The following is a 12,277-nucleotide window of genomic DNA, read 5'->3' as shown; positions in this document are numbered from 1 at the left end:
GGTTACATTCCGAACCCGGAAGCTAAGCCTCACAGCGCCGATGGTACTGCAGGGGGGACCCTGTGGGAGAGTAGGACGCCGCCGAACAAATTTTGAGAAAGAGCCCCAACTCCGGGTGAGAATCCGGAGTTGGGGCTCTTTCGCGTTCATAGCCCGGTCATGCGCACGTCAGCTGGGCCGGCTCAGAAGGTGACCTCGGCCGTCTCAACTGTCCCGCCCTGACGGCCGGGAGCGCTGTGCCATCTCCAGTAGAGGTTGGTGTGGGCGATCACCTGTTCCGGAGCGGGAGCGCCGTACTTGGACAGGTCCTCCGTGGTGTGGGCGTCGGCGACCAGCGTCGCGTCGTACCCGCGGACGATGGCGCCGTGCAGGGTCGAGCGGATGCAGACGTCCGTCTGCGCGCCCGTGACGATGAGCCGGCCCACCTTCCGCTCGGCCAGCACCGACTCCAGGTCGGTCTCCTCGAAGGAGTCCGGGTACTTCTTGTGGACAAGGGGCTCGCTGTCCTGGCGGGCCAGCTCCGGCACGTACTGCCAGGTCTCGCTGCCGTACTCCAGTTCCTCGTCGGAGTGCTGCACCCAGACGACCGGCACGTCCGCCGTGCGGGCCTTGTCGATCAGGGCGTTGATGTTCGCGACGACACCGTCGCGGTTGTGGGAGCTCGACACCACGCCGTTCTGGACGTCGATGATGAGCAGTGCGGTGTTCGGCCGATCGGTGAGCGTGGTCATGCGACCACAGTAGGACCGGGCACTGACAGTGGGGCGCCGGTATTTCGGGTGAGGGCTGGGGCGGCCGCGGCTACCGTGGCTGCATGAGCACCCCGACCGGCGACGAGCACACCGTTCGCCCGATACGACCCGATGAGTGGGCCGCCGTGAAGCAGTTGCGTCTGGACGCGCTGCGGGACCCGGCCGCGCCCATCGCCTTCCTGGAGACCTACGAGGACGCCCTGGGCAAGCCGGACTCCTTCTATCAGGAGCGGGCCATCGGGTCCGGTGACGGCTCCGGCTCGGCCCGGCAGTTCATAGCCGAGGCGCCGGACGGCACCTGGGTGGGTACCGTCACCGTTCTTCTGGAAGAGGCCGGGACGGTGGACTGGGCAGGGTATCCGGTCGAACGGCGGCAGGGGCATGTGGTCGGTGTGTTCGTCCGGCCGGAACACCGCGGGAACGGGCTGATCAAGGCCCTGCTCGACGCCGGTGTGGCGTGGGCGTGGGAGCGGGATGCCGAGCAGGTACGGCTGTTCGTCCACGCGGACAACGCGCGGGCGCAAGGGGCTTACCGCAAGGCCGGGTTCGGGCCGAGCGGCCTGGTCGTGGCCTTTGTGAAGGACGAGGCCGAGAACGAGCTGGAGTTCGTTCTGGAGCGCTGATCAGGCCGGTAGTTCCTGGTGGGGCCAGCGGGATCTGGCCTGTTCGCGGGAGCGGAGCAGGGCAAGGGTGGGCATTCCCCGGTCGGCTCCGGCGGCCAGCAGGTCCGGCAGCTGGGGGAGGGGAGCCACGCCCGCGATGTCGTCCAGGACCAGGGTGAGTGGTGGGTCGAGCCGACCGGAGGATGACCGTTCGGCCATGCGCCGGCCGCGCTCGACCACGCTGGAGACGAGGGCCGTCAGGAGGGGCATGGCACCGGGATTGGTCCTGGGGTCCTCGATGGATTCACCTACCACATAAAGCGTGCCCCCCTCGTGGATGAAGGAATCCAGGGCAAGCGCATCAGTTCGGTTTGGGGTGCAGGCCTCGCGGATGTTGACCGTGAAGAGAGCGGACAGCGCCCGGCTGGTCAACGCCTGTGCCATGTCGCGGCGTTCGGGGTGCGCCGTGAGGGCGGCCTCAAGTTCGCCCGCGGCGCCGGGGGCCGCCTTGGGATGCGTACGGAGGGTTCGTACGGCGTCCTGGATCTGGGTGCCCTGGGACCAGCGGTGGACGTGGCGGATGGTGCGGGTCTCCAGGGCGGCGGCGTGGAGGTAGCTCCGCAGGAGCGTTATCGCCGTGTCGGCAACTGCCTGGTCGATCTTGGCGGTGGGCTGGACCGGGCTGAGGAGGGCGGTGGCTCTCTGCAGGGCCGTCTGTTTGTCTTCGCAGCCCGTTGTCGGGGACCAGTGCAGACGGGCGGGAGTGTCGCAGAGGTGCGTGGGGTCGTAGAGGAGGGTGGGGCCCAGTTTGGCTCTGGCGTCCTTGGTTTCCGTCCAGAGGGCCGGGTTCGAGGTGACCACGAGGGTGGGGCCCGGTGCGTCCTGGATCGCTTGGACCGCGCTGGACCCGCGGCTTTCCCGGGTGCCGTAGCGCACCGCGCCTTCGGAGCGGTGCGTCTCCCATCCGCCCACCGGTTCGCCGTCGGCCGCGAAGTCGCCCAAGGGCTCGGGCTCGGCCGCCTCCTGAAAGGCCTCCGTCGGCCGGGGCTTCGGCTGCGGTTCCGCTCGGGGCACCGGGACCTCGTAGTGCTGTTCGGGTGCCGGCGCTGACCCTGCTGCCGGTGCCTGCTCTGCGTCTGTTGCCGACGGCCGGTTGCGCCCCTTCGCCGCACCCCTGTCGAACGCGCGCCTCACCTTCCCCGCCCGCCACCTTGCCACCGTGCCCATCACGAACAGGGCGAGGACGAAGAGGATCATCAGCTGGCCGATGAACAGGCCCCAGAACAGCCCCCAGCCGGAGAGCTGGGACTCGGGGGTGTCCGGCCAGGCGCCGGCGATGTCGTGCGGCCGGCCGATGAGGTGGCGCATGGCCAGGGCGGTGCGGGTGAAGGTGACGCCGTCGGGCCAGGCGCCCTTGGAGAAGAGGGCCGCCAGACCCGTGGCCGTCCACACCAGCAGGGTCATGCCGAGGAGGAAGGCGAGTATCCCGATCAGGAGGCCGTCGGGGATGCCGCCCTGGCCTTCCCGGCGGTTGTCACGGCGGTCGTCACGGCGATCGTCCGGTCTCACTGTTCTCCCCCTACGCCACCGTCGATTCGGAGTCGCCCAGGTGCTGCTCCACGAACGCCGCCGCCCGCTGTTCGGCCTCCAGCTCGGCCGCGCGCAGGGCGTCGTCAGCCGCCAGGTCGCTGGAGGACTCGGTCATCGCGCGGTCGGTGAAGACCAGCGGGCGTTCCGTCTCCGTGACCAGGTGTTTGACCACCTGGACATTGCCGTTGACGTCCCAGACGGCGATGCCGGGGGTGAGGGTGGGGATGATCTCCACGGCCCAGCGCGGCAGGCCGATTACCCGTCCGGTGGCTCTCGCCTCGTCCGCCTTCTGGGCGTAGATGGTCCTGGTCGACGCCATCTTCAGGATCGCGGCCGCCTCCTTCGCGGCCGCGCCGTCCACCACGTCGGACAGGTGGTGGACGACCGCCACGAAGGACAGGCCGAGCCGTCGGCCGAACTTCAGCAGACGCTGGAACAGCTGTGCCACGAACGGGCTGTTGATGATGTGCCAGGCCTCTTCGACCAGGAAGATGCGCTTCTTGCGGTCGGGGCGGATCCAGGTGTGTTCCAGCCACACGCCGACGATCGCCATCAGGATCGGCATGGCGATGGAGTTGCGGTCGATGTGGGACAGGTCGAAGACGATGAGGGGGGCGTCCAGGTCGATGCCCACGGTCGTCGGTCCGTCGAACATGCCGCGGAGGTCACCGTCGACCAACCGGTCCAGGACCAGGGCGACATCGAGACCCCAGGCCCGTACGTCGTCTATGGCGACGTTCATCGCCTCCGCCGACTCGGGCTCGGGGTGCCGTAGCTGCTCCACGATGTCGGTGAGGACCGGCTGGCGGTCCAGGATGGACTCGTTGACGAAGGAGTGGGCGACCTTGAGGGCGAAGCCGGAGCGCTCGTCCAGGCCGTGGCCCATCGCGACCTCGATGATGGTCCTCAGCAGCGCGAGCTGGCCGGTCGTCGTGATCGAGGGGTCCAGCGGGTTCAGGCGGATGCCGTGGTTCAGAGCCGCCGTCGGGTCCAGACGGATGGGAGTTATCCCCAGCTCCTCCGCGATGAGGTTCCACTCGCCGACACCGTCCTCGCCCTGCGCGTCCAGGACGACGACCTGGCGGTCCTTGAAGCGCAGCTGCCGTAGGACGTATGTCTTCTCCAGGGCCGACTTGCCGTTGCCGGACTCGCCGAGGACCAGCCAGTGGGGGGCCGGGAGCTGCTGGCCGTACAGCTGGAAGGGGTCGTAGATGTAGCCCTTTCCGGAGTACACCTCGCGGCCGATGATGACGCCCGAGTCGCCGAGGCCGGGCGCGGCGGTGGGCAGGTAGACCGCCTGGGCCTGGCCCGTGGAGGTGCGCACCGGCAGTCGGGTCGTCTCGACCTTCCCGAACAGGAAGGACGTGAAGGCGTCCGTGAGGACGGACAGCGGGTCCCGCATCAGCGCATCAGCCCCTACCTTCGAATGCCGGTGGCGAAGGGAAGTGTGTTCACGAAGGCCCGGTGGTGCTCGCGGTCGCACCACTCCAGCTTCAGGTACGACTTTCCGGCGGAGGCCCTTATCGTCCGCTTGTCCCGGTTGAGGGCCTCCGGGGAGCGGGCGGAGACGGTGATGTAGCCGACCAGGTTGACGCCGGCCGCGCCGCTGGCGAGGTCCTCGCCGCGCTGGTCGAGGCGGTTGTGGGCGGCGATGTCGCGCGGGTCGACGGTGCGGTTCATCTTGGCGGCGCGGGAGGCCTCGGCCTCGTCGTTGGTCTTCTCGGTCAGCATGCGTTCGATGGCTACCTCGGTGGGTTCGAGATCCATCGTCACGGCGACCGTTCGGATGACGTCAGGGGTGTGGACGAGCAGGGGCGCGAGGAAGTTGACGCCGACGGGGGTCATCGGCCACTCCTTCACCCAGGCCGTGGCGTGGCACCAGGGGGCGCGGGTGGCGGACTCGCGGGTCTTGGCCTGGAGGTAGGTGGGCTCCATGGCGTCCAGCTCGGCCGGCCAGGCGTTGCGCCGGGACATCGCCTGGATGTGGTCGATGGGGTGGTCCGGGTCGTACATGGAGTGGATGAGGGAGGCGAGTCTGCCCTGCCCGAGGGGCTGGCGGACGCGGATGTCGGCCTCCTGGAGGCGCGAGCAGATGTCGGTCAGCTCGCGGGCCATGACGACGGCGAGGCCCGCGTCACGGTCCAGCTTGCGCCCGGACTGGGGACGTGCGGCCCGGGCCATGGCCTGGGCCTCGGATGCCAGTTCGCGGGTGTAGTGCATACAGGCGACGAGGTAGGCGCGGTGCTGCTCGCTGCTGGTGGAGACCATGGACTGGAGCTGGTCGTAGGAGCGGGACAGCCAGTCGGGAGCCTTCTCGTCCCCGCGTACGGCGACGTCCTTGGCGTGGGCGTCGGGGTCGGCGGGCAGGGTGCGGGCGAGCATCTGGAGCCGGGTCACGAAGCCGTCGCCGTTGGCCACGTGCTTGAGCAGCGTGCCGAAGCGGTCGACGAGGGCCTCCTGGTCCTCGGAGTCGCGCAGACCGACGCCCGGGCCCTCGATCTCGATGGCGGCCGTGACCGTCTTGCGGTCGGCGTGCAGGAGTACGGCGATCTCGTCGGGTCCGAAGGGCGCGGCGAGCCAGTTGATCCGCCCGATCCCCGGCGGCGGACCCACCTCCACCTCACGCCCGTCGAGCCGGGTGCCGGCCTCGACGGCACCGGAGCGGTAGACGGCGGCGCGCTTGACCGTGCGCTTGTACGTGCGGTTGATCTCGAACCACTTGTAGAACGTGCGGCGTTTGTACGGCACGTAGACCGCGGCGAGCGCGATCAGCGGGAAGCCCGTGAGCAGCACGATCCGCAGGGACAGGACCGGGACGAGGAGGCCGCACATCATGCCGAGGAACGCGCCGGCGATGATCAGCGCGATCTCGCCGGACTCGCGGTTCCGGCCGACGATCGCGTTCGGCCGGGCGCGGCCGATCAGATACGTACGGCGGGGCGTGACCGGATGGGACATGTGGGACTCGGTCGTCAACGCCCTTCACCTCCCGAGCGATTGCTGCTGCTGTTACGGGTGTTGCTGGCATGCGGGGTGTTGGCCGGGCTTGGTGTGCGCGGCGCGGGCGCGGCGGAGGGGACTGCTCCGCCGCCTCCCTGGGGGCTACGGCTGCTGTGGGCGGCGACGCCGCCGGAGGCGGGGTTGGCGGGGCGGGGGCCGCTGCCGCCCTGGCCTCCGCCACTGTTGTTGTCGGCGCGGGAGCTGTGGGTCTTGATGCCCTGGGCGACGAGAGTGGCCGGGGAGCTGATGACGGCTGCGGCCTTGCCCTCGGCGCCCTGCATGATGCGGTTGTTGCGGCCGTTCGCGATCTCGTCGCCGAAGCCGGGGACGAAGCGGTAGATCATCGCGCTCGCGAAGATGGCGAGCAGGATGATGGCGAGGCCGGAGACGACGGCGGAGAAGGCGTCGGGGCCGCTGTCGCCGGACAGTGCGCCTGCGAGGCCGAGCACTATGACGATCACCGGCTTGACCAGGATGACGGCGATCATGATGCCCGCCCAGCGCCGGACGTGTCCCCACAGGTTCTTGTCCACCAGGCCGGCGTAGACGACCGTGCCGAGGAGGGCGCCGACGTAGAGCAGGGCGGCGCGGATGACCAGTTCCAGCCAGAGGACGCCGGCGGCGAGGATGCTGACCAGGGAGACGACGATCAGCATGATCGGTCCGCCGCCGATGTCGGTGCCCTTGTTGAGGGCGCCGGAGAAGGTGCCGAAGAAGGTGTCCGTCTGGTCGCCGGTGGCCTTCGCGAGGACGTCCGTCACTCCGTCGGCCGCCGAGACGACGGTGTACAGGATCAGCGGGGTGAAGGCGGAGGCGAGCACCGTCAGCCACAGGAAGCCGACTGCTTCGGAGATGGCGGTGGTGAGCGGGACGCCTCGTACGGCCCGCTTGGCCACGGCCAGCAGCCACAGCAGGAGCGTCAGGATCGTGGACGCGGCGAACACGACGGCGTACTGCTGCAGGAACTTCGTGTTCGTGAAGTCGACGTTCGCGGTCTCCTTCACGGCGTCACTGAGCTTCCCGATGGTCCAGGAGGCGGCGTCGGCACAGCCCTTGGACAGGGAGGAGAGGGGGTCGAGGGTGTCGGTGAGGGGGTTGCCGGGGGTGACGCCGGAGGAGCCTCCCTTGGAGCCGTTGTCCTTTTCGCAGAACTGTTTGGCTGCGCCGTGGATCAGGTCGCACGGGTCGTTGCTCTTCGTCGCTGAGGGCGAAGGCGTGGGCGCGGCGAAGGCCTGAGTGGCCAGGAGGACCGCTGCCGTCTGGACGGCCGTGACGGCGCCGGCCAGGGTGAGTACGCGTCGGTTAGCGGGCATACGTGAACCCTCCGTACTCCTCGACGGCCTTCGACATCTCGTCAGAGCTGGAGGCCTTGTCGTCGCCGGGAACAGGAGCCGGGCCCTCCTGCTGGGAATGCGTGATGATCTTCCAGTCGCCGGCGGTCCACTCGAGTTTCATCGTGATGGTGAACCAGCTGTTGGTGACCGGGTTGGTGGACTTCTCGCCTGCGAGGCCCAGGAGCCCGCTGCACCAGACCTCGACCGTGGCGGCGTCATTGGTGGCCTCGGTGACCTTGGTGCCGATCGGGCTCGTACGCGAGACGAACGTGTAGCCCTGTGGAGCCGCCCCGTCCGCGCTCAGGCCGAGGCTCCGGCTGAAGGCAGGCGTGTATGCCTTGTCCATCGCCGCCTCCGAAGGCTGCACCCTGGACGGTGTCATGATGGCCTGCAGGATGAAGTCACGATTGGCCTTGTTGAACATCTCGGCCGACCCCAGCACCACCGCATAGTTGGCCGCGGCGCTCTGGGCCCCCTGTTGCGTACGGGCGAAGCCCGAAGGGATCACCCCGGTCTTCGTCTCCACCGGCTTCGCCCCACTCGCCGCCGTGGAAGAAGCTTTCGGCTGGTCCTTCTTCCCCGTCGAACCGTCGGTGGACGAACCGTCTCCTCTGTTCGCGAAGGCGATTGCGGCGATGAGGAGGACGACCACGCCGACCACCGTGATCAGGCTCCGGGAGGAGGAGCGACCGGTTCTGCGGGGTGCGCCGCCGTAGGGGTCGCCGCCGGGCAGGCGGGTCCTGGTCTGGCCCGTTTCGGTGTAACCCTGCTCGTCTCCGGGACTCATGCCGCGTATGCCCCCTCCACCTCGTAGAGATACGACGGTAGCCGTGCTGGTTCCCGCGCGGGCGCGGTGTGGTGACTCGACATCAGGGAAACGCAACCTCAGCCGGTGGGCACGACGGGTGGGTGGGGGTGGAGGGGACGGCCGGGCGTGCCCGGGAGGGAACGGTGAAGAAGGGGCGTCAGACCGCCATGCCGTACACGATGGTGAACAGGGTGCCGAGGGAGCCGATGATGAAGACCCCGGTGAGGCCGGCGATGATCAGGCCCTTGCCCTGTTCCGCGCTGAAGGTGTCCCGCAGGGCCGTCGCACCGATCCGCTGTTTGGCCGCGCCCCAGACCGCGATGCCGAGGCAGAGCAGGATGGCCACGGCCATCACCACCTCGATCATCACCTTCGCCTCGTTGCCCAGGCTGCCGAAGGGGCCCCAGTCCGGAGCGATCCCGCCAATGATGGTGTTGATGTCTCCCTTGTCGGCCGCAAAGAGCATGTAAGTCACCGCCCCTGGTGGGTAGTTCCGCAAGGCCCCTGCGGTGTGCAGAGGTCAGGTCTAATTGTCGCCGACAACGTCGCCGTCGTATGTCGACTTGACGTCATTGACTGGCGGGTTTCGTACGAATGGCTCGTACGGTCACTCTGTGTATCACGGCAGGTCACGCCGGGCAACGAGGCCTGAGCGGAACCTGTCGTGTGGTTCCGTCGTTGACCCTCTTTACGACCTGGCACGGTTTCTGACGGCTGGTCGGGTGAGGCGTCGAGACGATGTTCTCACGGAAGGGCGGCTCGCGGATTTCTGACTGCCGCCTTGCCGACGGGGGTTGGAGCCTTGCTCGTCCGTGGCTCTGTGCCGGCGCTGTGCCTGCCTGCGCTCGACCCGGGGCGCGGAGGGAGCGCAGGTGCTCAGTGGCTCACCTGGGCTTGAGGCCGTGCAGCAGCAGGTGGACGTGTTCGTCCAGGCCCGCCAGCGCCTCGTCCGCGTCCAGGGCGCAGCCGGCGATGAGGGCGGCGAGGCCGTGCAGGCTCGCGGCGGCGACCATCGTGATCCGCTCGGGGTCGCCCTCGATGATCTCGCCCCGCTCCTGCGCCTCCGCGATCATCCGGGTGAAGGAGCCCAGTGAGCGGTCGACGGCCGAGGCGAGCTGCGCGGAGCTGTCGGGGTCGTGCTTGCGCGCGAACATCAGCTCAAGGAGTTCCGGGTTCTCGACGGCGAAGCCGAGGTAGGCGCGCGCCAGCGCCGCCATGTGCTCCTCGAAGGCCTGGCCGGGGCGCTCGGCGGCGGCGTGCAGGGCCTGGTTGAGGCGCTCGTACCCGTCCAGCGCGAGGGCGTCGAGCAGGGCCTGCTTGTCCTTGAAGTGCCGGCCCGGGGCGGCATGGCTCACCCCGATGTCGCGGGCCAGTTCGCGCAGCGAGAGGGCGCCGGCCCCCTTCTCGCGCAGGGTGCGGTCGGCGCTCTTGAGCAGGGCTGCGCGCAGGTCTCCGTGGTGGTAGGGGCGACTCGTGGACGACGGGGACAGACGCGGCATGCGGACCATCGTATCCCGATGTTGTCGCCGTCTATTTAGTTGTCGTTGGCATCATTGTTGTCATTGACAGCATTGTTGGCGTTGCCTACATTTGGCGGCATGGCTGATACGACCGAAGCGCGCGCTGCGCGCAAGTGGAACGCGACCCATCTCCCCGACCTCTCCGGCCGTACGGCCGTGATCACCGGCGCCAACAGCGGCCTCGGTTTCGCGACCGCCGAGGCGCTGGCCCGTGCGGGCGCGCACGTGGTGTTCGCCGTACGGGACCTGGAGCGCGGCGCCGCGGCCGCGGCGCGGGTGGGCGGCAGCACCGAGGTGCGCCGCCTGGATCTGGCGGACCTGGACTCCGTCCGCGAGTTCGCCGCCTCCTGGGACCGCCCGCTGGATCTGCTGATCAACAACGCGGGCGTGATGATGCTGCCGGAGCGACGCACCAAGGACGGCTTCGAGATGCAGTTCGGCACGAACCACCTCGGGCACTTCGCGCTGACCAACCTGCTGCTGCCGTACGTCACGGACCGGGTGGTGACGGTGTCCTCCGGACTCCATCGCTCGGGCGACGGGGTGATCCACTTCGAGGACGTGAACCTGAGGACGCGCTACTCCCCGACGCGTGCCTACGCCCAGTCCAAGCTGGCCAACCTCCTGTTCACGCTGGAACTTCAGCGCCGCCTGACCGAGGCCGGCTCACGAGTGCGCGCCCTGGCGGCCCACCCCGGCTACGCGGCCACCAACCTGCAGAGCCACACGGCGAACCCCTTCGTACGGGCGTTCATGTCCGTCGGCAACAAGCTCCTCGCCCAGGACGACAGGTCCGGCGCCCTCCCGACGCTGTACGCGGCCGGCCAGGACCTGCCCGGGGCGGCGTACGTCGGCCCCGACGGGCTGGGCGAGATGCGGGGCGCCCCCACGCTGGTCGGCCGCAGTGTGGCGGCCAGCGATCCGGAGTCGGCCCGGAGGTTGTGGACGCTGTCGGAGGAGCTGACCGGGGTCGCGTGGGGGCTCGCGCTGACGAAGGCGTCGTAGCCGGCGGTGCGAGGAGTTCGGCGGTCCGGGCGTGGCGCGGAGGGGGCGCGCCAGAGCCCGTCCGTCCCGGCGGTGCGGCAGTGTCCTACTGCCCGTTGGGTCCCCGGGCCCACTAGGTCTATCGTCGGAATCCTGGGGCCAGGACGAGGAGGACGGCCGGTGATGCCGCAGGACGAGGCCGTGATCGGCTGCACGGGAAAAGTACTCATCGGAACCCGCGGATCCGCGGGCCCCGGCGAGGTTCTGGTGCGGGTCAGAGGCGGCTCCGAGACCTTCCTCGCCTGGTCCGAGGATCCCCTGCCCACAGGCGCCACGGTGCTCGTGATCGAATCACGTGGATGCCGAGAGGTCGGCGTCATCGAGTGGGTGGATCCATTGGACGCGCTCGGCGGAGACGCCGTCGGCGCCGGCTGAGGAGTACAAGCATGTTCGGATACCGCGTTCCCGCTCCCGACGAGGCGATGCTGATCTCGGGGGGCCGGCGGGGACTGGGGGGCGCGCCGTTCCGAGTGGTGACGGGGCACGGCAAGTTCGTGATCCCGTTCTTCCGCAAGACCCGTTTCCTCACCCTCTCCATGTGCGAGTCCGAGGTCACGGAGACCTGTGTGACCCGGCAGGGCATCGCGCTGCACGTCCGCGCCGTCATCGCGTTCAAGGTCGGCAACGACCACGAGAGCATCATCAACGCGGGCCAGCGCTTCCTCTCCGACCAGGAGCAGATGTCGGTCCTGACCGGCCGGATCTTCGCCGGTCACCTGCGGGCGATCATCGGCTCGATGACCGTCGAGGAGATCGTCACCGAGCGGCAGAAGCTCGCCGCGGAGGTCCTGGACACCTCGAAGACCGAGATGGCGAAGATCGGCCTGATCGTCGACTCGCTGCAGATCCAGTCGATCGACGACGGCGACGCGGGCTACATCGACGCGATGTCCGCACCGCACAAGGCGGCCATCCAGCGGCAGGCGCAGATCGCCCAGGCGCAGGCCACTCAGGCCTCGGTCGAGGCGGAGCAGGAAGCGGCCCGTAAGCAGGCTCAGTACGCCCGGCAGACCGCCATCGTCAAGGCGGAGTACTCGGCCGAGGTGGACCGCGCCCAGGCGGAGGCCGCGCAGGCCGGACCGCTGGCGCAGGCGCACGCCCAGCAGGAGGTGCTCGCCGCCCAGACGGAACTGGCCCAGCGCCAGGCCAAGCTGCGCCAGCAGCAGCTGGTGTCCGAGGTCGTCAAGCCCGCCGAGGCCGAGGCCGAGCGGGTCAGGATCCTCGCCGCGGCCGAGGCGCAGCGGATGAAGATCCAGGCGGAGGCGGCCGCCTCGTACGACCGGGTCGCGCTCGACCGGATGCTGATCGACCAGCTCCCGCAGATCGTGAAGGAAGCCGCCGGCGGCCTTGCCGGTGCCAACGTCAACGTCCTCAACGGCGCGGACGGCCTCGGCGAGATCGCTGCCGGCCTGGTGTCCCAGGGCCTGACCATCCTCGACTCGGTCCGGCAGAACCTGAGCGGCCAGGACGCCGACGGCCGCCGCCCCGAGGAGAACAAGAACGACGGCCTGCTGCAGCTGCCCGTGAGCAAGGAGAAGCGGTCGAACGACGGTCCGGTGGACGTCGACTAGTCCTGTCCCGCGGATCATGTGACGGCTGTGCGTTCGGGGTGTCGGACGGTGCCCCG

Annotated in this window: 12 protein-coding genes and 1 rRNA gene; 5 read left to right on the top strand and 8 right to left on the bottom strand. The window is 69.2% G+C overall.

Going from position 1 to position 12,277, the window contains the following annotated elements:
• A 5S ribosomal RNA gene (rrf, locus tag ACIRU3_RS17060) occupies window positions 1-87 on the top strand; the annotation flags it as partial.
• A gap of 95 nt (window positions 88-182) precedes the next feature.
• Here rrf and ACIRU3_RS17055 read toward each other — a convergent pair.
• Window positions 183-731 (bottom strand): cysteine hydrolase family protein, encoded by a 549-nt coding sequence (locus ACIRU3_RS17055; protein WP_404056905.1) that lies wholly within the window; start codon window positions 729-731, stop codon window positions 183-185.
• Between the two features lie 83 nt (window positions 732-814).
• Between ACIRU3_RS17055 and ACIRU3_RS17050 the strand changes: the two genes are divergently transcribed.
• Window positions 815-1,375: a GNAT family N-acetyltransferase gene (locus ACIRU3_RS17050; RefSeq protein WP_404056904.1), complete on the top strand. Its 561-nt coding sequence runs from the start codon at window positions 815-817 to the stop codon at window positions 1,373-1,375.
• Here the strand turns inward: ACIRU3_RS17050 and ACIRU3_RS17045 are convergent, their stop codons facing one another.
• The 7 genes from ACIRU3_RS17045 to ACIRU3_RS17015 all read right to left on the bottom strand — a co-directional run bounded on the left by ACIRU3_RS17045 (window position 1,376) and on the right by ACIRU3_RS17015 (window position 9,594).
• The gene (locus tag ACIRU3_RS17045) at window positions 1,376-2,923 is read right to left on the bottom strand and encodes a type VI secretion protein (RefSeq protein WP_404056902.1); all 1,548 of its coding nucleotides are present in this window, start codon (window positions 2,921-2,923) and stop codon (window positions 1,376-1,378) included.
• Between the two features lie 10 nt (window positions 2,924-2,933).
• A complete protein-coding gene (locus ACIRU3_RS17040; protein WP_404056900.1) occupies window positions 2,934-4,346 on the bottom strand; it encodes an ATP-binding protein in 1,413 nt (470 codons plus the stop codon).
• A gap of 14 nt (window positions 4,347-4,360) precedes the next feature.
• Window positions 4,361-5,902, bottom strand: a complete 1,542-nt coding sequence (locus tag ACIRU3_RS17035; protein ID WP_404056940.1) for an SCO6880 family protein — start codon at window positions 5,900-5,902, stop codon at window positions 4,361-4,363.
• Between the two features lie 14 nt (window positions 5,903-5,916).
• Window positions 5,917-7,257 (bottom strand): hypothetical protein, encoded by a 1,341-nt coding sequence (locus ACIRU3_RS17030; protein ID WP_404056898.1) that lies wholly within the window; start codon window positions 7,255-7,257, stop codon window positions 5,917-5,919.
• Window positions 7,247-8,065 (bottom strand): hypothetical protein, encoded by an 819-nt coding sequence (locus tag ACIRU3_RS17025; protein ID WP_404056896.1) that lies wholly within the window; start codon window positions 8,063-8,065, stop codon window positions 7,247-7,249. The genes ACIRU3_RS17030 and ACIRU3_RS17025 overlap by 11 nt, the downstream gene beginning before the upstream one ends.
• Before the next feature lie 178 nt (window positions 8,066-8,243).
• The gene (locus ACIRU3_RS17020; RefSeq protein ID WP_014673544.1) at window positions 8,244-8,552 is read right to left on the bottom strand and encodes a hypothetical protein; all 309 of its coding nucleotides are present in this window, start codon (window positions 8,550-8,552) and stop codon (window positions 8,244-8,246) included.
• A 418-nt stretch (window positions 8,553-8,970) separates the two neighbouring features.
• The gene (locus tag ACIRU3_RS17015; protein WP_404056894.1) at window positions 8,971-9,594 is read right to left on the bottom strand and encodes a TetR/AcrR family transcriptional regulator; all 624 of its coding nucleotides are present in this window, start codon (window positions 9,592-9,594) and stop codon (window positions 8,971-8,973) included.
• A 90-nt stretch (window positions 9,595-9,684) separates the two neighbouring features.
• Between ACIRU3_RS17015 and ACIRU3_RS17010 the strand changes: the two genes are divergently transcribed.
• From ACIRU3_RS17010 to ACIRU3_RS17000, 3 genes are all read left to right on the top strand, one after another.
• Window positions 9,685-10,611, top strand: coding sequence for an oxidoreductase (locus ACIRU3_RS17010; RefSeq protein ID WP_404056892.1), 927 nt, complete (start codon window positions 9,685-9,687; stop codon window positions 10,609-10,611).
• A gap of 162 nt (window positions 10,612-10,773) precedes the next feature.
• The gene (locus ACIRU3_RS17005) at window positions 10,774-11,025 is read left to right on the top strand and encodes a hypothetical protein (RefSeq protein WP_404056890.1); all 252 of its coding nucleotides are present in this window, start codon (window positions 10,774-10,776) and stop codon (window positions 11,023-11,025) included.
• Window positions 11,026-11,036: 11 nt separating this feature from the next.
• Window positions 11,037-12,221 (top strand): flotillin family protein, encoded by a 1,185-nt coding sequence (locus ACIRU3_RS17000; protein ID WP_404056888.1) that lies wholly within the window; start codon window positions 11,037-11,039, stop codon window positions 12,219-12,221.
• The last annotated feature ends 56 nt before the right edge of the window (window positions 12,222-12,277 follow it).

The sequence above is a fragment of the Streptomyces sp. NPDC101151 genome, from assembly GCF_044768335.1.
Lineage (GTDB): Bacteria > Actinomycetota > Actinomycetes > Streptomycetales > Streptomycetaceae > Streptomyces.
This window is presented reverse-complemented; position numbering and strand designations above follow the sequence as displayed.